The organism is Pseudomonas sp. Pdm06 (assembly GCF_014851795.1).
In the GTDB taxonomy this organism is placed as follows: Bacteria; Pseudomonadota; Gammaproteobacteria; order Pseudomonadales; family Pseudomonadaceae; genus Aquipseudomonas; species Aquipseudomonas fluorescens_AA.
Window position 1 is genome coordinate 1 of the sequence record NZ_JACVAH010000024.1, and the last position, 26,466, is coordinate 26,466.

The window sequence follows — 26,466 nt, forward strand, 5'->3', positions numbered from 1 at the left end:
GCGGTATATCAGTTTGCAGAGAGGCTGGATTTACCGACGCCATCGCGAGCAAGCTCGCTCCCACAGTTTTTTTTGAGCGTTCACAGATCAGGCGTCCACCATCGATCCTCTGTGGGAGCTGAGCTTGCTCGCGATAGCCGTATATCAGTTTGCAGAGAGGCTGGATTTACCGACGCCATCGCGAGCAAGCTCGGCTCCCACAGTTTTTTTGAGCGTTCAAAGATCAGGCGTCCACCATCGATCCTCTGTGGGAGCTGAGCTTGCTCGCGATGGCGGTGGGTCAGCTTGCATTGATGCTGGATGCAAGACCGTCATCGCGAGCAAGCTCGGCTCCCACAGGGGGATCTCCACAGGCTGCAACATCAGTTGTCGCTGCTGATGGCGATTTACGGATAGCTGAAGCTCTTGACCAGCGTCAGCTCGCCCACCGCCCGCATCGGCACGACGAAGGTTTCCATCTTCTCGTTCGGCGTGCCTTCCTCCGTGATCACGGTGACTTGTGCGGTGGTCAGGGCTTGTTGCGCTTGCTCTTCGCCGTCCTCTTCACTGCGATAACCGCCGCCGTAGTAGTTCACATACACCAGGTACTGGCCTTTGATCGGCGCCGGCATGGCGAAGATTTCCGGGCCGTAGCCGGTGGTGACGTCGACGTCGAGGGCGGCGCCGTTGGCAGCGGCGCGGTCGCCGTACCAGATGTGGGCACCATCGGGGGTGACCAGGTGCAGGTCCAGGTCGGTGCCGTCACTGTCCCAGGTCAGCAACACCCGCAGCTTGGCCGGCGTGGCGCCGCCACTGGTGTTGAGAAATTGCGTGCGGTGGCGCTGCTGGCCATCGGCGCTGCGCACTTCCACGCTGTTGCTGCCGTTGGGGAACGAGAACGGCCGGTCGAAGCGACCTTCGCCATCCAGCTTCAGCGGCAAGCTGACACCATTGACGATCAACTGGCCCGGCGCATTGCTGTCCTTGGGCGCGCCTTTGATCTGCCCGGTAATGCGGGCGGTGTTGGCCTGGCCTGGGGGCGTGTTGACCGACGAGGCCGGGTAGTTGACGGTCTGGCTGAAGCTTTCGCCTTCACCACCCGGCGCCCCGCTGCGCCAGCCGCCAACGGGAGTGTCGAGCTTGATGGCGTCAGCGGCCATGGCCGATGGCAACGCGGTCAGGGCGCAGAGCAACAGCAAGACCTGTGGATAACGGAGTGTCATGGTCTATTCCAGCAAGAGGTGACGGGCGAGCCCTTCGATATAGGTTTCGTCCTGGCCGTTGGGGTGAGCTTCGAAGGCCAGGTGCAGATATTCATGGGTCAGGTCGAGACGGTCTTGCAGCGACAGCACGCCGCGCACATAGATGCGCTGGCGCTCGCGGTCGACATAAGGCCGGCCAAAGGCAACGCGGCAGACGGCGAAAGTGCTGATTTCGTTGTAGCCCACTTCACCTTCCAGCCGCTCACGCCAGCCCCGGCGCTGCTTCAGCAGCCAGTCCTGGGCGGCGGGCAGCGCCTCGCAGGACGCCACCGGATTGTCCCAACGGCTGAGGCTGGCACGCGGGTAGGCGTGCAACAGGATGGCGTCGTAGCGTTGACCGGCATTGGCTTGTTCTACGGCTTGCGCCCAGGACAGTTTGTCCGGGCCGGGCTGGTCGGAATGGTAGGTGACGTCGGTGCCGGCCAGGACCAAGTCGCTGGTCCAGGCGGCAATGGCGCGGGCTTCAGGCGCCGCCGGGCGTGGCGCGACGCGCTGGCGATGGCTGCTGTCGTCGATGCTCAAGCAATCACCGTTGCGTTGGGCGTTCTGCAGCAGATAGGTGCGGATCGCCACGGCCAAGGCCTTGGCGGCTTCGACGGGCTCGGCCTTGGCTTCGCGCTGCAGGACCCGGGCGACGTACTCCTCCCGGTCCAGGCGCGCCACCAGTTTGCCGGGCATCAGGAACAGCTCGCCATCGCTGTGGATGTCCAATTGGTTGCCGTTGGTGAATTCGACGCGGTAATCACCGCGCAATTGACCCGGCGCGGCAGGCCGGTCACCGGCCATCACCCGCTGCCAGGGATAGCGGGCAAACAGGCCGACTTCCACGCAGCGCCCGGTTTCCGCCGGCCAGCGGGACGGCAATGCCGCCGCCAAACCTTCGCCGTAGACCTTCAGGACCTGCTGGCTGGTGCCACGGCCCCCGGCCCACACCGGGGTGCCGTCAGCCAGCCAACCGGCGAAACCGCCTTGTCGGGAGGAAGGCCCCTGGTCACCCAGCCAGCTCCAGGTCTTGACCCGCAGGCGACTGCCCAACTCGCCGACCAGCCGCCCGTCCGCCGCGCCGAGCACCACATCCAGCAGCACCCGACGGGCCTGGTCCTGAGCCGGCAGCATGGCCAGGGCCTTGAGCAGTTCCGCGACCGACACCTGCGTCTGGGGCTGCAAGGCCGGCAGGTCCGACAACCAGGCCGGCGCCTGGCGGGCCTGCCAGTAATCGCGCCAGTTCGAGGCCGAAAGCCCAAGCCGCTGCGGTTCGAAATACAAACCGCAGGATTTCACCAAGGCTTGATCGCGACCGATGCTCTGCCCGGCACTGCAGCAATAGACCTCTTCCTTCGACTCGCCGCGGCACTCATAGACCGGCTCGCGAGCGTCGGTGTCCACCAACCAGGCGTAGACAAACAGTTTCCACAGACTGCCCAGTGGCGCCTGCAAGGAAGCAGGCAGCGGCTGGCGATCCAGCACCTGGGCCTGGCTCACTCGCAGCAATTGATCGTCGAAGGCCAGGCGCAACGGCTCGTCCTGCGCCGTTGCCAGCGCAGGGATCAAGCACAACAACCACCCAACCCACCGCCCGCGCATGTCAGTTGACCGTGACCTGACCAAGCGCCGGTTTCTGTTCACGAGCCTGATTCTGCGGCGCGTAGACCTGGGTGAAGCGCACCGGTGGCAAGGTGAACTGGCCCTTCTGGGAGAAGCGCACCAAGTGCCGCAGGCGCAGCTCGCCACTGAGGGCGTCCACCGGTACCGCGTACGCCATCTGGCCGGGCTCGAAGCGGGCCTTTTCCAGGGACGTCGGTTCGCTGTCGGCCTTGCCCATCAACTGGATGCCCCACGTGGTGCGCTCCACATCGGCGCCCGGCGGCAGCGGCACTTCGAGCATGCCGTAGCGCAGCGGCGTCGAGGCCTTGCTGTTGATGATCACTTCATCCAGATAGAGGCTGTCGCTGGACAACGGTTTGTTGCCCACGGCTTCGAGCTTGAAGGTGAAGGCCTCGTCCCCTGGCACCAGGCGCGACAGGCGCCGGGTGATGGACACCGCCATTGGCGCTACCGGTGGTTGCTGGCTCTGGAAGCTCAGTGCCGCTTGCAATGGGCGCTCCTGGGCACCGGTCAGGGTCAGCGCCGTTGGAAGCTGCGCGCCCTGCCACTGCCAGTAGGTTTCACCGGTCGCGCCCTGCTTGGCGGCCCAGCCTTCGCCCGGTGCCAAGGCCACGGCCGGCGCTGCCTGTTCGATGCTGCGCTGCAACCAGGTCAGGGCCAGGGCCCGTTCCAGGGTGGACTGCTGTGGCAACACGCGCTCCAGCAGCGCGGTGGCGCGGGCCTGATCGAAGTTCTGCAACGACAGCACCAGGGCCTCGACGAATGGCTGGGAGCTGAGTTCCAGTTGCTGTTGCGCCGCATCGGCTTGACGGCTGAAGGCCGCCGGCAACGGCACCTTGGCCTGTTTCGCCAGGGACGCGGTCAGGACACGGGCGCTGGCCAAGCCAAGGGCCGAATCCGGCGCGTACATGACCAGGCTGTCTTCGCCGCTGTCCAGCACGCTCTCGGTGCTGTCTTCACTGGCCTTCGCCAGATCGTCCATCAGGCCGCTGAGCAAGGTGTTCACCGGCAGTTGCATCTGCTTGGCGAACGACAGAATCAACGCCCGTTGCAGCAGCGGCGTATCACCGGCCTGCTTGGCGTAGACCTCCAGCACCCGCTGCCAGTGCTCCGGCGGCAGGCTCAGGGCCAGGGCCTGGCTGGCGTGCCAGTCGGCGTAATAGGCATAGGCGGTGAGGAAGGCATCCGGCTCACCGTCCTGGCCCCACCAGGTGAAGCTCGCCGACGGTCCGGCCATCTGCACCAGGCGCAAGCGGCTGTTTTGCATGATCAACCGCAAGCGGTCGCGGATCTGCGGGTTCGACGCCAGGGTCGGATAGGCGATGCTCAACGGCAGCAGACGGCTGGCGGTCTGCTCGACGCCTCCGTACGGGTAGCTCAGCAGGTCGTCCAGGGCTGAACGGAACAACGCTTGCGGACTGTCATCCAGGCGCAGGCGAATATCGCTGGCGTCGGCCGGCAGGGTCAGCGGGGTGTCGGTGCCCAACACGTCAACGCGCTGGCTCTGGGTGACTTGCCAGCCGTTGCCAATGGCGTTCAAGTGCATGGCCAGGGCATCCTGGGTTTCGCCGTTCAACTGCAACTGCACGCTCAAGTCGCCACTGCTCAGCTCCATGGCTGGCAGCGCCACGTAGTTGATGCCGTTTTTCAGCTCCGCCACCACACGCTGTTCAGCACCGGCGTAACGAATCAGCAGTTCGGCCTTCAGTGGTTTTTCCGATTGGCTGAACGCGAACAGGCCCAGTTGCGGCTTGTCGCCCGTGCGGAAACGGGTCGGGCCGCTCCACTTCAGGTACAGCGGTTTTTCCGAGGCGATGAACTGTTTCTTCTGCCCCACCTGGCCGTCGTCAGCGATCGCCTTGGCCGTGATGCGCCAGCGGGTCAGGGAGTCCGGCATCTTGAAGGTGAAGCGCGCCTTGCCGCTGGCGTCGGTGACCAACTCCGGCTGCCAAGCGGCGGTGTCGACGTCTTCACGCCGCGGCCGCTCCAGCACCTTGACCCCACGTTCGCTGCGGTTGGCCTTGCCCGGCGCACCGGGGCTGCCTGGCAGCGCCACGTCGTAGCTGATGAACGACAGGCTGGCACTGGTGCGCACGTTGTTGCGGCGCGGGTGATAGAAGAACTGGTCGATGGTCGGCGCGACTTCCGGTTGCAGGGCATAGACCATTTCGTCCACCACGCTGACCGTCAGGTGCGCCGGGATCGCCTTGCCGGCGAACTGGGTGCTCAGGTCCACGGTCACCGTGTCGCCGGGGCGGTAAGTCGCCTTGTCGGTGACGACGGCAACGTCGATCTGCGGCGTGACCACCTTGATGCCGGCGTTCTGGAAGCTGTACTGGCCGCCCTTGGTGTACAGCACCGAGAAGGTCAGGTTGGGCGCAAAGCTATCCTTCACGGCGATGCGCGCGCGGTATTGGGTGTCGCTGAGTTTTTCCATCTTCAGCCAGTCGCCGCCCTTGGACAGCAGTGCCGTGGCCTCGACCTTGTCCCGCTCCAGCGACAGCAACGCATCGCTGACCGGTTCCGGGAAGGTGATCAGCGCCAGCGCTTCGTCACCGGTCTTGTATTCAGGCTTGTCGAAGACGATCTCGACCGTGCCCGGCACGGCCTTGATGCCTTCACCGGTCACCGCATGGGCGGCGGCGCCGATGACCCGGCCATGGTCGTCCTTGAGCGTCAGGTTGTAGGTGCCCGAGCGCTCGAAGGTCAGGTTGAAGCCCTTGTCCTTGGCCGCCAGCTTGCCTTCGCCGGTGCTCTGGTCTTCCAGGCGCACCCAGGCGTAGCTGCCGGGTGTCACGGCCTTGGCTTGCTCGTTGCCACCTTCGTTGGCGTAGCTGAACGCCACTTTCTGGCCGACGGCGCTGAACCGCTGGGGAGCACTCAGGCGGAAGTTCGCCGCGCCACGGTCGATGAGGATTTCCTTGGTGGTCTTGACTCGATACGCCGCACCATCGCTGGCGAACACGGTGAGGGTGTAGCGGCTCGGCTTGTCGGCGGCCGGCAGGTCGAGGGTCGCGTTGCCCTTGGCGTCGGTGGTCACTTCGCTGCTGGTCAGTTCCACCGGGAATTGCCCCAGGTATTGCAGCTCGTTATCCACCATCGACAGTTGCTGGGCGCGCAGGCTCAGGCTCACTTTGGCATTCACCACGGGCTTGCCGTCCGGGTACAGCAACACGAGGTTGCCCTTGACCGGCTCGCCGGTCCGGTAATCCTGCTTGGCCAGGTTCAAGGCGATCTCGAAGTGCGGCTTGATGTATTCGGCCACACGGAAGGCGCTGCTGTAGAGCTGGTCCTTGTAGCTGAAGCGCAGTTCATAACCGCCGGCCACGGCGTTTTCCGGCAGTTGGAAACGGCCTTGGGTGCCGGCCTTGGCGTCCAGCTTCAGGGCCAGGGTTTGCAGCGCGGTGCCGGTGGCGTCCAGCACGCTGACATTCACGTCGGCGGCGGTCGGCTGTACCGAATCGCGGGCGTTCTTGAACTCACGGCCAACGATTTTCAGCGACACCCAGTCCCCCGGACGGTACAGCGGCCGGTCGGTGAAGGCATAGAGCTTGGTGTCGTAGATTTCGCTGTCGTAATAGAAGTTTTCCGAGACGAATACCCCGCCCTCCTCGTCTTCACCGATCACGAACGAACGTTCCGGACTGACGTGCTTGAGGCGCAGCAGACCGTCTTCATCGGTGGCACCGCTGCTCATCACACCCAGGCCGTCGGTCCACAGCACATTGACCTTGGGCACCGAACGCCCCTCATGCTTGCGTGCGGCCCAGACCAGCAATTCGTCGCCGGCAATCTTGCTCACGGCCACGGTGTTGGAAACGAAGACCATGGTGGTCGCGCGGTATTTACCGATCAGCGCTTCCACCAGGTACAGGCCCGGCTTCAACTGGCCCAGCGGCACATAGACATTGCCCGGCGCGACGCTGACGAACTCACTGGAGGAACCGGCCAGGTTGACCCCGGCTGGCGGCTGGATCGGCTTGGCCTGCCACAGCGGATAACGGAACTGGCTGACCACCGGCAAGCCCGGGATCAAGGCGAACTGTGCCGGCGCTTCATACGGCGTCGGCGCGACCAGGGCGTCGCCAATCTTCAATTCCGGCACTTCTTCGGTGACCTGCTGGCGGGACTCGTAGGAGAACGCCCGTTGCATCACCCGACGGGACTTGCGGTACCAGTTGTCCCACAGGTACGCGAGGGTGTTCGACAGGCCTTCGCCCTTGAACTGGCCGTCGCTGACCACACGGTGCAGGTTCTTCTGGCGCTTGAGGAAATCCAGCGGCTTGTCGATGCGATAGACGCGGATGTCGGCGCCGCCGTAGGGCTCCATGCGGAACCGACGGTAGTCGCGGCCCGGCGCTTCGAGGCGAACCATGGCCTGTTCGTCGCTGGCGAAGCTGCTGTCGGCCAGCAGGAAGAAACTTTCACCGGCCACCGGCGTGTAGCCGCTGGGCTCCACCGTGTCTTCGGCATTCACGACAGGTGCCAGCAACAAGGCGAACAGCAGGGGCAATTTTGAACACAAGCGCAGCATGCGGGCACCGGTCATTGGGAGAGAAAGTTGAGTCGATAGACGCCGATGAAGTTGGGGTTGGCTGCGTCGGGTATCCATCGGGTGTCCTTCCAGTTCATGAGTTGTTGCAGGCTTGCGGAGCGCATGCCGTTGTCGGTAGGGGTTGTGGTGCCGGTGTGATAGGCGATGTAGCGGCCCATCCAGATCATCAGGTGCTGGTCGTCGCCCTGGTCGAAGAACATCAGGTCGCCGGGACGGGCCTGGGCGACATCGCGGCCCACCAGGCGACTGTTGAACTGGATCAGCTTGATGGCGTTGACGTAGGGCCCGACCTTGCCGCCGCCCTGCTGCCATTGCTGGGCGAGGCGCCGTTGCGCATCGCTGAGCGGCAGTTCCGGCGGCAGGTAGCGATTGGACAGGCCATTGCTGCGCAGCCATTTTTCATCGTGGACCTTGAGCGCTTCGTTGGCGGCGAAACGCACCAGCCCGGCGCAGTCCTGCTGATACCAGCGCGGGCTCGGGCCTCTACTCAGTTGTTCCTGGGCAATGCGCACGAACCAGGCGCGAAAGACCTGGGATTGCTGTACATCCAGCGCCGGCGCCTCGACGGCAAGCGCCGGCCCGCCGAGCAGCAACGCCAGCAGCAACGTCAACGCGGGGTTGCGGATCAGTGCTGTCACAGCGCTTTCCATTCCAGCGGCAGCCACTGCCAGTGACCATCCGGTTCGCTGCCTGCAGGCAAGGTCAGCGCGTACTTGCCATAGCCACCGAGGGTGCGCAGTTTCGGGATCAGGTAGGTTTGCGCGGCGTTGTAGAACACCGGTTCCATGTCCTGGGGCAAGCTGTCGAGGGTTTCACGCTGCATCAGTTGCGCCATGGAATCCGGGCCGAAGTAGACCGGCATCAGCAGGTCCTTGGGCACGACGTCGGCCATGGGCGGGAAGCGTTTGTCGAGGGTGCCGAGGGCCTTGTCCACGAGTTTGTCATCGAGGGAGAACAGCAAGGTCGAACCGTGGCGTGCCAAGCTGACCCGCAGGAACGCCTTGCCGGTAATCGCCTCGGGCTGCTCCGCTTCCTTGGCCAGGTAAGGGCCGAAATTGGAGCTGACCTGACGCAGCCACTGGTGGGTCGAGCCTTGTTGTTTCTCGACGACCGGGAATGCATGTTCGGCGACATTGTTTTCGTAGGCGCCGACCATCGAACCGAACAGGTTGCCCAGGTCGGCATCGAGCTTGCCATCGTCTTCATTCAGGCTCGCCACCAACAGCGGCGTGTACAGGCGCGAATCGGCGTACCAGCACAGGCCTGCGGCGCCGGCCACATGGTCGACCATGGCCTGGGCGGCTTTTTCGTCGGCGCCGAGTTTGACCAGCAACGGTTTCTGTTGCTCGGCGGCCAGGGGCAAGGCTACGCAGGCGCTGGCGCCCATGGGCATGGCTTGCCAGATCGGCTTGAAGTCGAAGTCCGGCTGGTTCTCCAGCTCGTCCATGGCCAGGAAGCTGTGCCAGCCCTTGTCGTCCATGTCGAAACGCAAACCGGCGAAGTTCGGGATGAAACGCTGGTAGCCCATGGCGAGCACGCTGGCGTTGACCGAGATGCGTTGCTTGACCTCCGGCGCCTTGGGCGGCAGGCCGAAGGCTTCGGGGAACAGTTTGTCGCCGTTGAGCAAGGCAGCCAGGGCAGTCGTCGAAACGCTGCCCGGTTCAACCGCGGAGCCGCTGGCCGGGTCGTACAGCTTGGTCGGGTTGGACAGCACGACCAGCTTGTCGCCATGGGAGGCGAAGAGCAGGGATTTGCTGGCGTTGTAGCTGAGCTGGTAGAGCGCAACGTCGTCACCGCCGACCTTCAGGTCACTGAGCTTGCTCAGTTGCGCGTCATCCAGTGCGACTTTCGCCAACGGCTCCAGCACCTTCGCCAGGCCGCCGCGATCCATCACCAACAGGAAATCCTTGAGGCGACCGTCCGCACCGCGCCACAACGCGACATCGGCCGGCTGGTCGAAAAGCTCTTCGATCAGGCTGTCCTGCAGCTTGAGGTCATGCTCGTAGATGATCCGGCGCAGGCTGCCGATCAGCCCGAGGCGGTCGGCGTGGGCCTCGTAATAGAAGACAAAGTCCTCGGTGAGCGTGGCCTTGAGGAACGGCACCGCCAACAGGTCCTTGGGCAACTGGCTCAGGGAATGCGCCTCGAGCAAGCCGTCGGGGCGACTCAGGCCGAGTTTTTCCAACGCCAACTCCATGGGCGGCGCCTTGGGCTTGGTCATGAACCAGCCCAACCCGGCAGCCACACCCGCGACCAGGCACAGCCCGATCAGTATCGCCGGCCAGCGGCGCACAGGTTTGGCGACAGGGGTCGGCGTGGTCGGGGAAGCAGTGTTGTCGCTCATATTCACAAGGGCCTGTTCATCCGTGGAGCGGATACTTAGTAGTTGAAAGTCTTGACCAGCAACAGATCGCCAATGGCGCGCAGGGGCACGACAAAGGTCTCGCGTTTTTCATCGACGGTGTTTTCGTTGAGCACCAGGTTGATCTGCGAGGTGATCACCTCGTTCTGGTTGCTGGCCTCATCAAAGTTGTAGCCGCCGCTGCCGTAGTTGCCCCAATAATTCACGTAGACCAGGTAGGTGCCGTGCATCGGCGCGGTCATGGTGAACATTTCAGGGCCGGGGCCGTCGACGCCATCCGGGTCGAGACCGCCGCCGTTGGTCAGCGCCGGCCGACCGAAGAACGCATGCTGGCCGTCGGGTGTGACGATATGCAGATCGAGTTCGGCCTGAGGGTCGTCCCAGCCCAGCACCACGCGGATCTGTGCCGGGGTGCGCAGGTTGTTGGCTTCATAGAATTGCACGCGCTTGAGGGAGCGGCCTTCGGAGCTGCGCACCTCGACGCTGTTGGAACCGGCGCCGAACGCATACGGCCGGGCGAAACGGCCCTCGTCGTCGGTATAGAGATTCAGTGGATTGCCGTTGACCGCCAGGCTATGGGGCTGGCGAGCCGTGCCCATGTCCTTGATCCGGCCCTCGATCATCGTGCGGTTGCGTTGCACGCCCCGGTCAATGGGCGGGGTGGGATAGGCGACCTGCGGGTTTTCCGTGCGATCGAGCAGGCCACTGTAGCGCCAGCCCCCGACCGGCTCCGACAGCTCGGCCGAAGGCTCGGCCCACGCCAACGGCGCACCGAGCAACACGATCAATAAAGAAAGAAAACGCACGTATGCCTCCTGCCATGCACAACGCAACCCGGCGCCCTTCCTCGGCGCTGCTTGTCATTATTCGGGTTTCGTCTGGAGGCCCCGTTACAAAGGGCCGTAGATGGCGCGAAGAGTAGCTATTCGGCGGATTTTCCACAATCGGGGAACACGCGATTCTGTGTGGGAAATCACGTACTGGGAGGTGCGTGAGCCGAATAGCAGGCGTATTCGGCTCACGAAATGAGCCGAATACGAAAACTGACGTTTATTTCGGAGGCAAACCCGTGGCGAGGGAGCTTGCTCCCGCTGGGCTGCGAAGCGGCCCCAACCTGCGGGGGCTGAACCGGATTGCGACTGCTGCGCAGTCGAGCGGGAGCAAGCTCCCTCGCCACAAAAGCAGGTCGGTGCAAGCCCGTTGTCCCGCTTCGATCCCCCCGCCCTGATTTGCCCCAAAACCCCATGTCTGCTAGTGTCGCGCCGGTTTAACAGTCAACCGGAATAGCCGCCATGGCCCGCAAAAAAGCTGCACTGGATTTCGAACAATCTCTGGCCGACCTGCAAACGCTGGTGGAACGGCTGGAGAACGGCGAATTGTCGCTGGAAGACTCGCTGACCGCCTTCGAGCAGGGTATCGGCTTGACTCGCGACTGCCAGGCGGCGCTGGCCCAGGCCGAGCAGAAGGTGCAATTGCTGCTCGAGCGCGACGGTGAGCTGACCGAAGAGCCTTTCGACGCGGAACAACCTGAATGATCGGTGCCTATCAGGCCAGCAGCCAGGCCCGGGTCAATGCTGCACTGGATACGTTGTTCAGCGCCCCGAGCCCGGAACTGGCGCGCCTGTACGAAGCCATGCGCTACAGCGTGATGAACGGCGGCAAGCGTGTGCGTCCGCTGTTGGCCTATGCCGCGTGCGAAGCCTTGGGCGGCCAGGCCGAACAGGCCAACGGCGCGGCCTGCGCGGTGGAGCTGATCCACGCGTATTCGCTGGTGCACGACGACTTGCCAGCCATGGACGATGATGACCTGCGCCGCGGCCAGCCGACCACCCACAAGCAATTCGACGAAGCCTGCGCGATCCTCGCCGGCGACGGCTTGCAGAGCCTGGCCTTCAGCGCCTTGCTGGACCCGGCCCTGAGCGACTGCCCGGCGCAGATTCGCCTGGACATGGTCAGCGCCCTGGCGTTGGCGGCGGGCCCCGCTGGAATGGTCGGCGGCCAAGCCATCGACTTGGGTTCGGTGGGCCTGAAGCTGGACCAGAGCGCCCTGGAATACATGCACCGGCACAAGACCGGCGCGCTGATCGAGGCCAGCGTCCAGCTCGGTGCCCTGGCCAGCGGCCGGGCCACGCCCGCCCAGTTGCAAGCCTTGCAGACCTACGCCCGGGCCATCGGCCTGGCGTTCCAGGTGCAGGACGACATCCTCGACGTGGAAAGCGATACCCAGACCCTCGGCAAACGCCAGGGCGCCGATATCGCCCGGGACAAGCCGACCTACCCGGCCCTGCTCGGCCTCGCCGCGGCCAAGGTCTACGCCCTGGAGTTGCGCGACCAGGCCTTGGCCGCGCTGCGACCCTTTGACGCGGCGGCCGAGCCGTTGCGCGACTTGGCGCGCTATATCGTCGAACGACGCAGCTGATACAGGGTCAACCCATTCATAAGTGCGTATCGGCCAAGTTCCGGCCTACGCGTGGGCAGCTTGCGATGCATAAGGTAAACTGCCGCCTCTTTCTATACCTATAACGATTCGCCTGATGCCCACGACGTTTCAAGAGATTCCCCGCAAGCGCCCGACCACGCCCCTGCTGGACCGCGCCAACACGCCGGACGGCCTGCGTCGCCTGGGTGAAGCCGAGCTGGAAACCCTGGCCGATGAGTTGCGCCTGGAACTGCTCTATACAGTCGGCCAGACCGGTGGGCACTTCGGTGCCGGCCTGGGCGTCATCGAGCTGACGATCGCGCTGCACTACGTGTTCGACACCCCGGACGACCGGCTGGTGTGGGACGTCGGGCACCAGGCCTACCCGCACAAGATCCTCACCGATCGTCGCGAGCGCATGGGCACGCTGCGCCAGAAGGACGGTATCGCCGCCTTCCCGCGTCGCTCCGAGAGCGAATACGACACCTTTGGCGTCGGCCATTCCAGCACGTCCATCAGCGCCGCCCTGGGCATGGCGATTGCCGCCCGCCTGCAAAACAGCGAGCGCAAGGCCATTGCCGTGATCGGCGACGGCGCACTGACCGCGGGCATGGCCTTCGAGGCGCTGAACCATGCGCCGGAAGTCAACGCCAACATGCTGGTGATCCTCAACGACAACGACATGTCGATCTCGCGCAATGTCGGCGGGTTGTCCAACTACCTGGCGAAGATCCTCTCCAGCCGCACCTACGCCAGCATGCGCGAAGGCAGCAAGAAGGTGTTGTCGCGCCTGCCCGGCGCCTGGGAAATCGCCCGCCGCACCGAAGAGTACGCCAAGGGCATGCTGGTGCCCGGCACGCTGTTCGAAGAACTGGGCTGGAACTACATCGGCCCCATCGACGGCCACGACCTGCCGACCCTGATCGCCACCCTGCGCAACATGCGCGACCTCAAGGGCCCGCAGTTCCTGCACGTGGTCACCAAGAAAGGCAAAGGCTTCGCCCCGGCGGAGGTCGACCCGATCGGCTACCACGCCATCACCAAGCTCGAACCCCTGGACGCACCGGCCGCCGCGCCGAAAAAAGCCGGTGGACCGAAGTATTCCAGCGTTTTCGGCCAATGGCTGTGCGACATGGCCGCCGCCGATCCACGCCTGGTGGGCATTACCCCGGCGATGAAGGAAGGCTCGGACCTGGTGGCGTTCAGCGAACGCTACCCGCAGCGCTATTTCGACGTGGCGATTGCCGAGCAGCACGCCGTGACCCTCGCCGCCGGCATGGCCTGCGAAGGCGCCAAGCCGGTGGTGGCGATCTATTCGACCTTCCTGCAACGGGCCTACGACCAGTTGATCCATGACGTGGCGGTGCAGAACCTTGACGTGCTGTTCGCCATCGACCGTGCCGGCCTGGTGGGCGAAGACGGCCCGACCCACGCCGGCAGCTTCGACCTGTCGTTCCTGCGCTGCATCCCCGGCATGTTGGTGATGACCCCGAGCGATGAGAACGAGCTGCGCAAGATGCTCACCACCGGCCACCTGTTCAATGGCCCGGCGGCGGTGCGCTACCCTCGTGGCACCGGCCCGAACGCGCCCCTCTCGACCGACCTCGAACCCATCGAGATCGGCAAGGGCGTGATCCGCCGCCAGGGCAAGCAAACCGCCCTGCTGGTGTTCGGCGTGCAACTGGCCGAGGCCTTGAAAGTCGCCGACTCCTTGGACGCTACCGTGGTGGACATGCGTTTCGTCAAACCCCTGGACGAAGCCCTGGTGCGCGAGATGGCCGGCAGCCATGACCTGCTGGTGACCATCGAGGAAAACGCCATCATGGGCGGTGCCGGCGCGGCGGTCAGCGAGTTCCTGGCCCGGGAGAACATCCTCAAGTCGGTGCTGCACCTGGGCCTGCCGGACAGTTACGTCGAACACGCCAAGCCGGCACAGATGCTGGCCGAATGCGGGCTGGACGAGGCGGGGATCGAAGCGGCGGTGCGTCAGCGGTTGCAGTTGTTGGGCCTGTAAGTTCAGCCAACACAAGCCCCTGTGGGAGCGAGCTTGCTCGCGATAGCGGTGTGTCAGCCAATGGATGACTTGACTGATCTTCCGCTATCGCGAGCAAGCTCGCTCCCACAAGGGGTTTGTGCAGACCAGAAATGTCCGGAACCCCATGAAACTCCGCCTCGCCCTAACCCTGTCCCTACTGCCAACCCCAGAACTGCTGGCCGACACCTTCGAACGCGACCAGGCCTTGAAGCTGCCCGACATCGTGATCAGCGCCAACCGCCAGGTCGAGGCCCGTAACGACAGCAGTGCCGCCAACACCGTGTTCACCCGCGACGACATCGAGCGCTTGCAACCGGCCAGTGTCACGGACTTGCTCAGCCGCGTGCCGGGTGTGCAAGTGGCGCCGCTGGGTGGGCGCGGCAGCCTGCCGGGGATTTACATTCGCGGGACCAAATCGGCCCAGAGCCTGGTGCTGGTGGACGGCCAGCGCATCGGCAACGCCACCTCCGGTGACAGCAACCTGCAACGCCTGAACATCAACCAGATCGAGCGCGTGGAAGTGCTGCGTGGTTCGCGCTCGGTGATCTACGGCGCCGACGCGGTGGGCGGGGTGATCCAGATTTTCACCCGGCGCGGCAACACTCAAGGTCTGCAACCGCGCCTGCACGTGGGGGTCGGCAGCCACCAGACCTGGGAGCGCAGCCTGGGCCTGTCCGGCGGCGACGAGCAGACCCGTTTCAACCTCGGCGCCAGCCTCGACGACAGCGCCGGTAGCAACCGGACCCACGAGTCCTACGCCAGCGACCGCGACGACGATGCCAACCGCAACCAGTCCTTCAGCCTGAGCCTGAGCCATGCGGCCAGCGATGACCTGGAAGTTGGCCTGAACCTGCTGGATAACCGCGGCAAAAGCGAATACGACAATCCGTTCGGCCGCTTCGACCCGAGCACTTTCGAGTCCCTGCCCCAGCAACCCTACAGCGAGTTCGCGGTGAGCAGCTTCAGCACCTATGTGGACGGGCGCATCAACGACACCTGGAAATCCCGCCTGGAACTGGGCCACAGCGAGAACCGCGAAAAGACCTTCGACAAGCTCAGCGATGTCCGCGAAGTCTTCAACACCTATCGCGATTCGGTGACCTGGCAGAACGATGTGACGCTGGACGAGCGCAACAGCCTGATCGTCGGCGGCGACTGGTATCAGGACCGGGTCAACAGCAGCACGCCGTTCGACGAGGACAGCCGCTGGAACCGTGCAGCGTTCATCCAGCACCGCTTCCAGGCCGAAACGTTCTCGACGGAACTGGGCCTGCGTCGCGACCAGAACCAACAGTTTGGCGGTCAGAACAGTTGGAGCGGCACCCTCACCCTGCCGATCAATCCGGCCAATGACCTGTTGCTGACCTACAGCGAGAGCTTCCGCGCACCGACCTTCAACGACCTGTACTACCCGGACTTCAGCAACCCTGACCTGAAGCCCGAGACGGCCAAGAGCTACGAGCTGCAATGGCGCAGCCAACTGAGCGACAGCGCCCGCCTGGAAACCTCGCTGTACCGCACCGACCTGGAAGACGCGATCATTTTTGGCCGCGACTCACGCCCGCAGAACGTCGCCTCGGCGCGGATCAACGGCTTTGAAATGGCCTACCTGCAGGATGTCTTCGGCTGGCAAGGCAATCTGGCCCTGGCCATCATCGACCCGCGCGACCGCGACAGCGGTCACACCCTGGCCCGCCGCGCCCGGCGGACCTTGAGCCTGGACCTGGACCGGCAATTCGACCGCCTCGGCCTGGGCGCCACCTGGCAAGCGGTGAGCGGCAGCTATGACGATGAAGACAACCGCAACGCCCTGGGCGGCTATGCCCTGCTCGGGTTGCGCGGCAGTTGGGCGCTGACCCGGGAGGTGAAGCTGGAGATGAAGGTGGATAACCTGCTGGACAAGGGTTACAGCCGGGCGCTGTATAGCCATGATGGGGGGCAGTATGGGTATAGGGAGGAAGGTCGGGCGTGGTTGTTTGGGGTGACTTGGACCCCGTCACTCTGATCCAGAGCTTGTGGTGCTTGAACTGGCCTCTTCGCGGGCAAGCCCGCTCCCACAGTTGATCGATGTTGCCGGCTAGGACGCGGTCCACTGTGGGAGCGGGCTTGCTCGCGAAGGTCGCGCCGCGGCCTATCGGTCTGGCGCAATCAACTCACATAACCGCGCCGTCGCCTCGATCATCTGCCCACTGGGCCGCTCCAGGCCTTTGTCATTGACCAACAACAACCGCCCCTGCGCCACCGGCCAGGTTTTCCAGGCATCGAGCTGCGTCTGTTCCGTGGCCAGGATGACGTGCGGATTACGTTGCAGCACCGCTTCCACACTCACCTGCGGCGCCGGCACGCTCAGGTCGGCAAAAACGTTGTGGGCACCGCATACGCTCAGCGCATCACTGATGATCTGCCCGCCACCAACGGTGTACAGCGGCCGGTCCCAGACCTGGTAGAACACCGGCAACGGCGGGTCCCGTCGATAGCGCTGGCGTAGCGCCTCGAGACGCACGCGCAACTGCGCCGCCCGCTGCACGCCCCGCTCCGGGCGGCCTAGCAGCTTGGCGATGGCTTCGATTTGCGTAATGAGTTGGTCGAGGCTGCGGGGCTCGGCGACATGGATGGGGATGCCCAGGCCCTTGAGCTGCTCGCGCTGGGCCGGGCCGACACTGCCAGGCCAGAGCAGGAGCAGATCGGGCTTGAGGCTGAGCAAGCGCTCCATGTCCAGTTGCCCGTAACGGCCTACCGAGGGCACGTCCCTGAGCGCCGGCGGGCGATCCCCGCCATCCAGCACGCCCACCAACAGGTCGGCGGAGCCCAGTTCAACGACGATTTCCGACAGCGACGGCGCCAGGCTGACGACCCGCGAGGCCGCCATCGTCGAGGCGCTGACGGCCAGCAGCAAGACCGCCAGCCAGCGGCTCATCAGCCGAGTTGACGCGGGATGCGGTACAGGTAGAACAACACGGCGGTCGACAAGGCCAGCAGCATCAACGGCACGGCTTCCAGGCCCACGAACACCGCCAGGGCGCCGATCCAGGCCGGCAACCCGGCCACCAGGAAGGCGGCGCGACGACGGGCCGCCAGGTCGATCCAGGCCTGGGGCTCTTCGGGTGTGTCGAGGGCTTTCTGGGTGGCGACCAGGGCCTGCTTGTACGGCCCGAAGAATCGCAGGCTGACAAACATCGACGCCAGGCCGGCAATGAACAACGGCATCGCCAGCACCGGCAGAATCGCTTCGCCCTGGCCGAACACCGCATTGATCACAAACAGTGGCAGCAAGGCCAGGGCCAGGTATTTCCACCAACTGACCGACAGCCGCCGCCGAACCTGACCGCGCGTCACGCCCGGTCAACCTCGCCTTGGTGCTCGTTGCCCATCATGTGGTCGAGCTTGCTGGCCTTGGTTGCCAGGTAGAGTTTGTTGTGGGGGTTGTGACCGGTGTGCAGCGGCACACGCTCGGCCACCACGATGCCCATGTCGGTCAACGCCTTGACCTTGCGTGGGTTGTTGGTCATCAAGCGCAGCGACTTCACGCCCAGATGCTCCAGCATCGGCAGGCAGATGCTGTAGTCGCGCAGGTCGGCGGCAAAGCCCAGGCGCTCGTTGGCTTCCACGGTATCGGCGCCGCCATCTTGCAGTTCATAGGCGCGGATCTTGTTCAACAGGCCAATGCCACGGCCTTCCTGGCGCAGGTACAGCAACACGCCACGGCCTTCACGGGCGATGGCCTGCAGCGCGGCCTCGAGTTGCGAACCGCAATCGCAGCGCTGGCTGAACAGGGCATCACCGGTCAGGCATTCGGAATGCAGGCGGCCCAGCACCGCAGAACCGTCGGCGAAATCACCCAGGCTGAGCACGACGTGCTCGCGGCCGGTGGCTTCATCGAGAAAACCATGCATGGTGAATTGCGCAAAGGGCGTTGGCAGCTTGGAAGCGGCAACAAAAACGACAGGCACCGGTGTGCTCCTGATCTAGTACTGGAGTTTCGCAGAGGCGGGCATTGTAACAGCACGTCCCGACCGACGCTTAGGCTGAATTGTCGGCCATAACCATCGAAAAGTTTGATTACGGCTTCGGTGGCTTGCCATTCTCGTCGAAAGGATAGGGTTGCTTCCAGTGTTCGAAAATCGGCTTGAGCTGGCCGCTTTTCACCAGCACTTCCATCCGCCGATCGAACAGCTCGCTCAATGCCCGTCCGTTGGCGGTGTTGGCAAAGCCCAGGTAGAGAGGCAAATTGATCAGCGGCGAGAGTTTGAACTGCTTCGGGTTATCGGCCTTGGCGAGCACTTCTTCGATTTCCATCGACGCATCGATGTAAAAATCCGCTCGCTCATGGATCAGCATCGGCAAGATACCCACCGCCCGGTGGATCTCATTGAAACGCCGGATGTTGGGCAGGTAGTTGTTGTATTCGTACCCGCGCATCCAGACCAGCCGATAGTTGCCAATCGTCGCCAGGGTGGGCGTCGGCTTGGAGGCCAACCCCAAGGCATAGATGTGATCGACGTCGTAGTGCCACTTCGGGTAAAGCACGCCTTCCGATTCATCCCGATAGGCGCCGACCTGCACGTCGACCTCGCCGCGCTGCACCAGCCCGATCGAACGGGTGTAGGGCACGCTGCGGATTTCCAGCTTGACCCCTTCAGGCTCGAACACCGCGCGCAAGATGTCCCAGCCCATGCCCTGTCCGTCGGCCTGGGTGTAATCGGCCCACTCCTCACTCGCCGCGCGGACCTTGTCAGGCAGCGGCGCCGACTCGGCCACCCTCACCCCCATACAGGCTCCTAAACACAGCAACAGCAGTAGTGCGCGGCTTACGCCCATGCCTGGCTCCTTCAGGTGAAACACCACACCAATCCTTGCATTGCCAGCCAGGCGAAAACCCCGGCCAATACATCGTCGAGCATGATCCCGACACCTCCGTGCACCTGTCGGTCGATCCAGCGGATCGGCCACGGCTTGAGGATATCGAAGAAACGGAACACCAGAAATCCCGTCAGCAACCAATACCAGCCTTCCGGCACCAACCACAAGGTGATCCACATGCCGACCATTTCGTCCCAGACGATGCCTTCATGATCGTGCACCCGCAGGTCGTCCGCCACTTTGCCACACAGCCAGAAGCCAAACAGCATGGTGATGCCAAGCATCAACCAGTAGCCCCAGTCCGGCAACATCTGCCACAACGGAATGAAGGGTAGCGCAACCAGCGAGCCCCAGGTGCCCGGCGCTTTAGGTAAAGTGCCCGAACCAAAGCCAAATGCCAGGAAATGCCAGGGATTGCGCCAGACCGAAGGCGGAACGAACTCTGCCGGGACCTGGTTGGGATGATCTGTCACGGTGTCTCCCGAAAATGTTGATAGCCCCGTACGTGCGGGGTGATGTCGTGCCCGTCGCTGTCCACCAGCGTGACGCCTTGCCCGGCCAGGACGCTGCCGATCACATGGATCGGCCAGCCTTCGGCCTGCAACGCTGACAATCGGTTCGGTGGCAGGGCGAACAGCAGCACGTAATCGTCACCACCGCTCAGGGCGGCCTGCGCGGCATCGGCCTCGCCAAGAAACGCGACCAGAGCGTTGGACAGCGGCAGTCGGTCCCGTTCAACCTGCAAGGCTACCCCGGACGCCAGGGCAATATGCCCGCAATCGGCCAGCAGGCCATCGGAAATATCCATCGCCGCGCTGGCCTTTCCCCGCAACGCCAGGCCCAAGTCGATCTGCGGTCGGGGCGACCAATAATGTGCCAACAGTGGCTCGGCAATCCCAGGCTCGGCGCGCCGCTGGCCAAGCACCAACGGCAAGGCGCCGGCGGCATTGCCCAGTTCGCCGCCGACACACAGCAGGTCGCCGGGCCGTGCGCCGCTGCGGGTCAGGGCCTGGCCGGAAGGCACGTGGCCGAACACGGTCATGGTCAGGCTCAACGGCCCACGCGTGGTGTCCCCTCCCACCAGGGCCACGCCACAGGCCTGGGCCATCTGGTTCAAACCGCGGGCATAGGCTTGCAGCCAATCGGTGGTCACCGCCGGCAAGGTCAGGGCTAGGGTAAAGGCCAAAGGCTTGGCGCCCATGGCAGCCAGGTCGCTGACCGCCACGGCCAGCGAGCGCTGGCCGAGCAGGAACGGATCGCAAGGCTCTGGAAAATGCACACCGGCCACGAGCGTGTCGGTGGAGACCGCCAGCTGTTCCCCGGGAGGAGCTGTCAGCAAGGCGCAGTCGTCGCCGATCCCCAGCGCAACGCCCTCGCCGCCTTGCGCGCAAGGCGCGGCGGCGAAGTAGTTACGGATCAGCTCAAACTCACCCATTGGGATAACAAGCGCCAATCAGCGCTTGAACGCCTTCACTTCAGCTTCACGCAGGCGCGGGGCGAGCTTGTCGAGCACACCGTTGACGAACTTGTGGCCATCGGTGGAACCGAAGACTTTCGCCAGTTCGATCCCTTCGTTGATCACCACGCGGTACGGTACGTCGACGCGCTTGAGCAGTTCCCAGGTGGACAGGCGCAGAACCGCCAGTTCAACCGGATCCAGCTCTTCGATGGTCAAGTCCAGGCAAGGCGTGAGCGCGGTGTCGATTTCGGTCTTGAACTGCGGGACCCCATGCAGGATCTCGCGGAAATAAGCACCGTCGACATCACTGAAATCGTTATCGACCCGAAACTGCGCTTCGATCTCGTTCAGCGATTGCTTGGCCATGTGCCATTGATACAGCGCCTGGGTCGCGAGCTGACGGGCTTCGCGACGCTTGACGCTTTTCGATGGCTTGCCGGCGTCCGCAGGCTTTGGATCGCGCGGGTTGAAACGATCGCTTTCGTCGCTAATCACTTGGCCTCCAACTGCGCCAGCAGGCTGACCATTTCCAGGGCGGACAGGGCAGCTTCGGCACCTTTGTTACCGGCCTTGGTGCCGGAACGTTCGATGGCTTGTTCGATGGAATCAACGGTCAGCACGCCAAAAGCGACCGGCACGCCGAATTCCATGGACACCTGGGCCAGGCCCTTGGTGCATTCGCCAGCCACGTATTCGAAGTGCGGAGTACCGCCACGAATGACCGCGCCCAGGGCGATGATCGCCGCATATTCGCCCTTTTGAGCGACTTTCTGCGCAACCAGCGGAATTTCGAAGGCGCCAGGGGCACGGATGATGGTGATGTCGCTTTCGCTCACGCCATGGCGAACCAGGGCATCGACCGCACCGCCAACCAGGCTCTCGACCACGAAACTGTTGAAACGGCCCACTACCAGAGCGTAGCGGCCTTTAGGGGCGATGAAGGTACCTTCGATGGTCTTCAGGGTCATTCGTCAGATCTCTTAAAGAGCCAGAGCGCATTCTATACGCGCTCCTTCAGTGATATTAGCCACGAATTACAGCACTCGCAGATCCCGCATTGCCGCTCACTTGCGTACCTTTGTGGCGAGGGGATTTATCCCCGCTGGGCTGCGAAGCGGCCCCTTTTTTGGGACTGCTGCGCAGTCCAGCGGGGATAAATCCCCTCGCCACAATAATCTAACAAGCCTGAACAATAATGCCGGAATCCGCAGGCCATTATTCGGAGGGCACGTATTCTACAACTTCCAGATCGAAACCGGATATCGCATTAAATTTCATCGGTGCGCTCATCAGGCGCATTTTACGCACGCCCAGGTCACGAAGGATCTGCGAACCGGCACCGACGATGCTGTAGGTGGTCGGTTTTTTCACCGCTGCCTGATCGCCGGTTTCACGAATGTGCGCCAGCAGCACGTCGCCATCGAGCGGGTGGCCGAGCAGCAACACCACGCCGCTGCCGGCCTCGGCCACCGCGGCCATGGCGGCCCGCAGGCTCCAGCGGCCGGGTTGCTTGACCATCAGCAGGTCGCGCAGCGGGTCCATGTTGTGCACGCGCACCAGGGTCGGCTCTTCGGCGCATACAGTACCCAGGGTCAGCGCCATGTGCACGTCGCCTTCCACCGAGTCGCGGTAGGTCACCAGGTTGAACTGGCCCAGTTCGCTGTCCAGCGGCTGCTCGGCAATCCGCTGAACGGTACGTTCGTGGATCATCCGGTAGTGGATCAGGTCGGCGATGGTGCCGATCTTGATGTTGTGTTCGGCGGCGAAGGTTTCCAGCTCCGCGCGACGGGACATGGTGCCGTCGTCGTTCATCACTTCGCAGATCACGCCGCTGGGCTCGAAACCGGCCATGCGCGCCAAGTCGCACGCCGCTTCGGTGTGGCCGGCGCGGGCCAGGGTGCCACCGGCCTGGGCCATCAGCGGGAAGATGTGGCCGGGGCTGACGATGTCTTCGGCCTTGGCGTCCCGGGCGGCGGCAGCCTGTACGGTGCGCGCGCGATCAGCGGCGGAGATCCCGGTGGTCACGCCTTCGGCGGCCTCGATGGACACGGTGAACTTGGTGCCGAAGCCCGAGCCGTTGCGTGGCGCCATCAGCGGCAGCTTCAGCAGTTCGCAGCGCTCGCGGGTCATCGGCATGCAGATCAGCCCACGGGCGTGCTTGGCCATGAAGTTGATGTGCTCGGCCTTGCAGCACTCGGCGGCCATGATCAGGTCGCCTTCGTTCTCGCGGTCTTCGTCATCCATGAGGATGACCATCTTGCCTTGGCGGATGTCTTCAACCAGTTCTTCGATGCTATTGAGCGCCACGCGGCACCCCCTTGGGTCAGGATTTGAGGTAGCCGTTGGCGGCCAGAAAACTTTCGGTGATGTTACCGGCCCGCCGTTGTGAAGAGTCAGGCTCTGCGGCCTTGTCTCCCATAAGCAGGCGTTCCAGGTAACGGGCCAGCAAGTCGACTTCCAGGTTGACCCGGCGACCAGGCCGGTACGAAGCCATGATGGTTTCGCTCAACGTGTGGGGAATGATCGTCAGCAGGAATTCGGCGCCATCCACCGCGTTGACCGTCAGGCTGGTGCCGTCGACGGTGATCGAGCCTTTATGGGCGATGTACTTGGCCAGCTCCTTCGGGGCGCGGATGCGAAACTCCACGGCCCGGGCGTTATCCGTGCGCGAGACCACTTCGCCGACGCCGTCCACGTGGCCGCTGACCAGGTGCCCGCCCAGGCGAGTGGTGGGGGTCAGGGCTTTTTCCAGGTTGACCGGGCTGCCGCTCTTGAGGTCGTTCATGGCCGTGCAGTCGAGGGTTTCGCGGCTGACGTCCGCCAGGAAGCCATTGCCTGGCAGTTCAACGGCGGTCAGGCAAACGCCGTTTACCGCGATGCTGTCGCCCAACTTGACGTCGCTCAGGTCGAGCTTGCCGGTTTCGACGTAGACCCGCACATCGCCGCCCTTGGGGGTGAGTGCACGGATGCTGCCGATGGATTCGATGATGCCGGTAAACATGGAGTCCTCCTCGAGAACGGGCCGCCGCGTGAGCGAAAGCCGGGAATTATACGCTGGCCGGTGGCACGGGAACGGCGATGACTCGCCAGTCATCGCCCACGGCGCGGATTTCGGTGATTTTCAGCTGGGGAGCGTCCTTCATCTGCGCCAGCGGCCAGTCCAGCAGTGGCCGCGCCGAAGAACCGAGGAACTTGCCGGCGATGAAAATCTGGAACTCGTCCACCAGCCCCTGCCGGGCGAAAGCCCCCGCCAGGCGCGGACCGGCCTCCACCAGCACTTCATTGACATCCCGGGCAGCCAGCGCCACCAGCAGCCGACGCAGATCGACCTGGCCGTCATCGCCCGCCACGATCATGCATTCAGGACCGTTGGCGTATTGTTCTTCCACCGCCATGCAGGTAGCGACCAGCGCCGGGCCGGCCTTGAAAAACGGCGCATCCAGCGGCACCCGCAGGCGCCCGTCCACCAGTACCCGCAACGGCGGACGGCTCATGACCAACGCAGTCTGCTCGGCATCCAGCCCGAGCTCATCGGCGCGCACGGTCAGCCGGGCATTGTCCGCCAGCACCGTGTCGGCGCCGGTCAGCACCACACTGGCCTGGGCGCGCAGGCGCTGGACCGCCGAACGTGCGGCCGGGCCGGTGATCCACTGGCTTTCGCCGCTTTCCATGGCGGTGCGGCCATCCAGGCTCATGGCGAGCTTGACCCGCACGAACGGCAGGCCCTGTTCCATGCGCTTGAGAAACCCTTCATTGAGCTTGCGCGCCTCACCTTCCAGCACGCCGCTTTCGGTGGCGATGCCGGCCTGGGCCAGGCGTTGCAGGCCGCGCCCGGCGACTGCCGGGTTAGGGTCCTGCATCGCTGCCACCACCCGCGCCACGCCGGCGTTGACCAGCGCATCGGCACAAGGCGGGGTACGCCCGTGATGACTGCAAGGCTCGAGGGTCACGTAGGCCGTGGCGCCCCGGGCGTTGTCACCGGCGGCCCGCAGGGCATGGACTTCGGCATGGGGCTCGCCAGCGCGGATGTGCCAGCCTTCGCCGACAATCTGCCCGTCACGCACGATCACGCAACCGACCCGGGGGTTGGGGTGGGTGGTGTAGTGACCGCGCCGCGCCAGCTCCAGGGCACGGGCCATGTAGTGGGCGTCGAGGACGGCCTGCTGCGCCGGGACAGTCATTCTTTCACCGGTTCGCGGGCCAGGCGGTCGATTTCTTCACGGAACTCGTTCAGGTCCTGGAAGCGCCGGTATACCGAGGCGAAACGGATGTAGGCGACTTCGTCGAGCTTCTGCAACTCGGCCATCACCAACTCTCCGACCACCAGGGACTTGACCTCGCGCTCGCCGGTCGCCCGCAGCTTGTGCTTGATGTGCACCAGCGCCGCTTCCAGGCGCTCGACGCTCACCGGGCGTTTTTCCAGGGCGCGCTGCATGCCGGCGCGCAGTTTTTCTTCGTCGAACGGCTGGCGGCTGCCGTCGGTTTTGATCAGGCGCGGCAACACCAGTTCAGCGGTCTCGAACGTCGTGAAACGCTCGCCGCAAGCCAGGCATTCGCGGCGGCGGCGGACTTGTTCGCCCTCGGCGACCAGTCGCGAGTCGATGACCTTGGTGTCGTTGGCACCGCAGAAGGGACAGTGCATGGTGGCAGGCAACAAAAAAAGGGAGGGCCATGGTAGCGCATCCCACTGGCAAGACAAGCCATAGGGTTTACGGTATACAGACGGGCTTACCGTCAGATCCATGGAATTCACCTTGCTGGAGCCACACATGCCGCTACGATCGCTCGTTTTGCTCAGTTTTTTCAGCCTGCTGATGGCGTGCAGCAGCGATGCCCCCAAGCCCGCCGCTCCCGCTCCGGCCCCCGCGCCGAAACAGGCCCAGGAAAAGGCCCGGCAGGCCACCGAGCTGGGACCGCTGCCGGCGTACCAGCGCGAGTTGAGCGGCACCCTGCAAGGCGTGCCGGCCGGAGCCGAAGTGGAACTGGCGCTGCTGGTGATCGACGACAAGGACCGTCCACAACAACTGCTTGCCAGTTCCAGCCTGATCGGCACCAACCAGGTCCTGCCCTTCCGCTTGCGCTTCAACCCGGAAGCCTTCCCGGTGGGCGCCCGCGTGGAACTGCGTGGCCGCGCCAGCCAGTCCGGCCAGTTGATCCTGCACTTGCCGGAACAACGCATCAGCCAACCGACCACCCAGGCGTTGGGCACCCTGCAATTCGTCAAAGCGCCATGAGTGCACCGCAAGACCTGCAGTTGGCGTTGAGTGAATTGCTTGGCGACGCGCGTCTGGTGGCTTGTCCGCTACCCGGCGCTGACTTGAAGTTGTGGCTGATCGACGGCGACAACATGGACCGCGCCTTCAGCCCGGAAGAAACCCGGCGCATTCTCCACGAGCCGCCCTATTGGAGTTTCTGCTGGGCCAGCGGCTTGGCGATGGCCCGCTACCTCGCCGAGCAGCCGCAGTGGGTCGAAGGCAAGCGGGTGCTGGACTTTGGGGCCGGTTCCGGCGTGGCGGGCATCGCAGCGGTCAAGGCTGGGGCGCTGGAGGTGGTGGCCTGCGACCTCGACCCACTGGCGATTGCCGCCTGTCAGGCCAATGCTGCGCTCAATGACGTGGCGTTGGATTATTCGACGGACTTTTTCGCCGAGGCCGATCGTTTCGACCTGATCCTGGTCGCCGACGTGCTCTACGACCGGGCCAACCTGCCACTGCTCGACCAGTTCCTCAGCCGTGGTCGCGAGGCGTTGGTGGCCGATTCCCGGGTGCGGGATTTCCAGCATCCGCTGTACCGACGCATCGAAATGCTCCAGGCCATCACCCTGCCGGACCTGGCCGAACCGGAAGAGTTTCGGCATGTGAGCCTGTACCACGCGCGGCGCGCCTGAAAAGCTTCGCGAGCAAGCCCGCTCCCACAGGGGGCTGAGATCC

The 26,466-nt window shown here is 64.1% G+C and carries 24 protein-coding genes; 6 read left to right on the forward strand and 18 right to left on the reverse strand.

Annotation, left to right across the window (positions count from 1 at the left end; all coding sequences use genetic code 11):
• Positions 1-386 precede the first annotated feature (386 nt).
• The 6 genes from IB266_RS28725 to IB266_RS28750 are packed head-to-tail and all read right to left on the reverse strand — an operon-like array spanning position 387 to position 10,569.
• Complete coding sequence (locus IB266_RS28725) at positions 387-1,202, reverse strand: YfaP family protein (RefSeq protein WP_192263996.1); 816 nt, start codon at positions 1,200-1,202, stop codon at positions 387-389.
• 3 nt (positions 1,203-1,205) lie between these two features.
• On the reverse strand, positions 1,206-2,825 hold the full coding sequence (locus IB266_RS28730) for a DUF2300 domain-containing protein (RefSeq protein ID WP_192263999.1): 1,620 nt from the start codon (positions 2,823-2,825) through the stop codon (positions 1,206-1,208).
• Position 2,826: 1 nt separating this feature from the next.
• A complete protein-coding gene (locus IB266_RS28735; RefSeq protein WP_192264002.1) occupies positions 2,827-7,395 on the reverse strand; it encodes an alpha-2-macroglobulin family protein in 4,569 nt (1,522 codons plus the stop codon).
• Positions 7,392-8,051: a DUF1175 domain-containing protein gene (locus tag IB266_RS28740; RefSeq protein WP_060740429.1), complete on the reverse strand. Its 660-nt coding sequence runs from the start codon at positions 8,049-8,051 to the stop codon at positions 7,392-7,394. Before IB266_RS28740 ends, IB266_RS28735 begins: the two co-directional genes overlap by 4 nt.
• Positions 8,036-9,745: a DUF2138 domain-containing protein gene (locus IB266_RS28745; RefSeq protein ID WP_060740428.1), complete on the reverse strand. Its 1,710-nt coding sequence runs from the start codon at positions 9,743-9,745 to the stop codon at positions 8,036-8,038. The genes IB266_RS28740 and IB266_RS28745 overlap by 16 nt, the downstream gene beginning before the upstream one ends.
• Positions 9,746-9,780: 35 nt before the next feature.
• Positions 9,781-10,569, reverse strand: coding sequence for a YfaP family protein (locus tag IB266_RS28750; protein WP_060740427.1), 789 nt, complete (start codon positions 10,567-10,569; stop codon positions 9,781-9,783).
• Between the two features lie 486 nt (positions 10,570-11,055).
• Here IB266_RS28750 and IB266_RS28755 point away from each other — a divergent pair, with 486 nt between their 5' ends.
• The 4 genes from IB266_RS28755 (at position 11,056) to IB266_RS28770 (ending at position 16,222) form a co-directional block, all read left to right on the forward strand.
• Positions 11,056-11,298: an exodeoxyribonuclease VII small subunit gene (locus tag IB266_RS28755; protein ID WP_003185917.1), complete on the forward strand. Its 243-nt coding sequence runs from the start codon at positions 11,056-11,058 to the stop codon at positions 11,296-11,298.
• Entirely contained in the window at positions 11,295-12,182 is an 888-nt protein-coding gene (locus IB266_RS28760; protein WP_192264005.1) for a polyprenyl synthetase family protein, read from the forward strand. Before IB266_RS28755 ends, IB266_RS28760 begins: the two co-directional genes overlap by 4 nt.
• Positions 12,183-12,297: 115 nt before the next feature.
• Complete coding sequence (gene dxs / locus IB266_RS28765; protein WP_192264008.1) at positions 12,298-14,196, forward strand: 1-deoxy-D-xylulose-5-phosphate synthase; 1,899 nt, start codon at positions 12,298-12,300, stop codon at positions 14,194-14,196.
• A 145-nt stretch (positions 14,197-14,341) separates the two neighbouring features.
• Positions 14,342-16,222, forward strand: coding sequence for a TonB-dependent receptor domain-containing protein (locus IB266_RS28770; protein ID WP_192264011.1), 1,881 nt, complete (start codon positions 14,342-14,344; stop codon positions 16,220-16,222).
• Positions 16,223-16,348: 126 nt separating this feature from the next.
• Here the strand turns inward: IB266_RS28770 and IB266_RS28775 are convergent, their stop codons facing one another.
• From IB266_RS28775 to nrdR, 12 genes are all read right to left on the reverse strand, one after another.
• Complete coding sequence (locus IB266_RS28775; protein ID WP_412548324.1) at positions 16,349-17,134, reverse strand: cobalamin-binding protein; 786 nt, start codon at positions 17,132-17,134, stop codon at positions 16,349-16,351.
• Positions 17,134-17,553 carry a hypothetical protein gene (locus IB266_RS28780; protein WP_060740421.1) on the reverse strand — a complete coding sequence of 140 codons (420 nt, stop codon included), beginning with the start codon at positions 17,551-17,553 and terminating at the stop codon, positions 17,134-17,136. Before IB266_RS28780 ends, IB266_RS28775 begins: the two co-directional genes overlap by 1 nt.
• Positions 17,550-18,167 carry a GTP cyclohydrolase II gene (gene ribA, locus IB266_RS28785; protein WP_092204490.1) on the reverse strand — a complete coding sequence of 206 codons (618 nt, stop codon included), beginning with the start codon at positions 18,165-18,167 and terminating at the stop codon, positions 17,550-17,552. Before ribA ends, IB266_RS28780 begins: the two co-directional genes overlap by 4 nt.
• 109 nt (positions 18,168-18,276) lie before the next feature.
• Positions 18,277-19,035: a substrate-binding periplasmic protein gene (locus tag IB266_RS28790; protein WP_192264014.1), complete on the reverse strand. Its 759-nt coding sequence runs from the start codon at positions 19,033-19,035 to the stop codon at positions 18,277-18,279.
• Positions 19,036-19,046: 11 nt separating this feature from the next.
• Positions 19,047-19,550, reverse strand: a complete 504-nt coding sequence (locus IB266_RS28795; RefSeq protein ID WP_186614572.1) for a phosphatidylglycerophosphatase A — start codon at positions 19,548-19,550, stop codon at positions 19,047-19,049.
• Positions 19,547-20,512, reverse strand: coding sequence for a thiamine-phosphate kinase (gene thiL, locus IB266_RS28800; RefSeq protein WP_192264017.1), 966 nt, complete (start codon positions 20,510-20,512; stop codon positions 19,547-19,549). The genes IB266_RS28795 and thiL overlap by 4 nt, the downstream gene beginning before the upstream one ends.
• Positions 20,513-20,530: 18 nt before the next feature.
• Positions 20,531-21,031 (reverse strand): transcription antitermination factor NusB, encoded by a 501-nt coding sequence (nusB, locus tag IB266_RS28805; RefSeq protein WP_003185935.1) that lies wholly within the window; start codon positions 21,029-21,031, stop codon positions 20,531-20,533.
• Entirely contained in the window at positions 21,028-21,504 is a 477-nt protein-coding gene (gene ribE / locus IB266_RS28810; protein WP_003206025.1) for a 6,7-dimethyl-8-ribityllumazine synthase, read from the reverse strand. The genes nusB and ribE overlap by 4 nt, the downstream gene beginning before the upstream one ends.
• A gap of 247 nt (positions 21,505-21,751) precedes the next feature.
• The gene (gene ribBA, locus IB266_RS28815) at positions 21,752-22,843 is read right to left on the reverse strand and encodes a bifunctional 3,4-dihydroxy-2-butanone-4-phosphate synthase/GTP cyclohydrolase II (protein WP_003206026.1); all 1,092 of its coding nucleotides are present in this window, start codon (positions 22,841-22,843) and stop codon (positions 21,752-21,754) included.
• Between the two features lie 16 nt (positions 22,844-22,859).
• A complete protein-coding gene (locus IB266_RS28820; RefSeq protein ID WP_028237110.1) occupies positions 22,860-23,537 on the reverse strand; it encodes a riboflavin synthase in 678 nt (225 codons plus the stop codon).
• Between the two features lie 46 nt (positions 23,538-23,583).
• Complete coding sequence (gene ribD, locus IB266_RS28825; RefSeq protein ID WP_060740418.1) at positions 23,584-24,717, reverse strand: bifunctional diaminohydroxyphosphoribosylaminopyrimidine deaminase/5-amino-6-(5-phosphoribosylamino)uracil reductase RibD; 1,134 nt, start codon at positions 24,715-24,717, stop codon at positions 23,584-23,586.
• Complete coding sequence (gene nrdR / locus IB266_RS28830; RefSeq protein ID WP_013694316.1) at positions 24,714-25,178, reverse strand: transcriptional regulator NrdR; 465 nt, start codon at positions 25,176-25,178, stop codon at positions 24,714-24,716. Before nrdR ends, ribD begins: the two co-directional genes overlap by 4 nt.
• A gap of 127 nt (positions 25,179-25,305) precedes the next feature.
• On the opposite strand from nrdR, the gene IB266_RS28835 reads away from it, so the two are divergent.
• Together IB266_RS28835 and IB266_RS28840 are read left to right on the forward strand one after the other, a co-directional pair.
• Positions 25,306-25,770 carry a YbaY family lipoprotein gene (locus IB266_RS28835; RefSeq protein WP_103311341.1) on the forward strand — a complete coding sequence of 155 codons (465 nt, stop codon included), beginning with the start codon at positions 25,306-25,308 and terminating at the stop codon, positions 25,768-25,770.
• The gene (locus tag IB266_RS28840; protein ID WP_192264021.1) at positions 25,767-26,423 is read left to right on the forward strand and encodes a class I SAM-dependent methyltransferase; all 657 of its coding nucleotides are present in this window, start codon (positions 25,767-25,769) and stop codon (positions 26,421-26,423) included. Before IB266_RS28835 ends, IB266_RS28840 begins: the two co-directional genes overlap by 4 nt.
• Positions 26,424-26,466 lie beyond the last annotated feature (43 nt).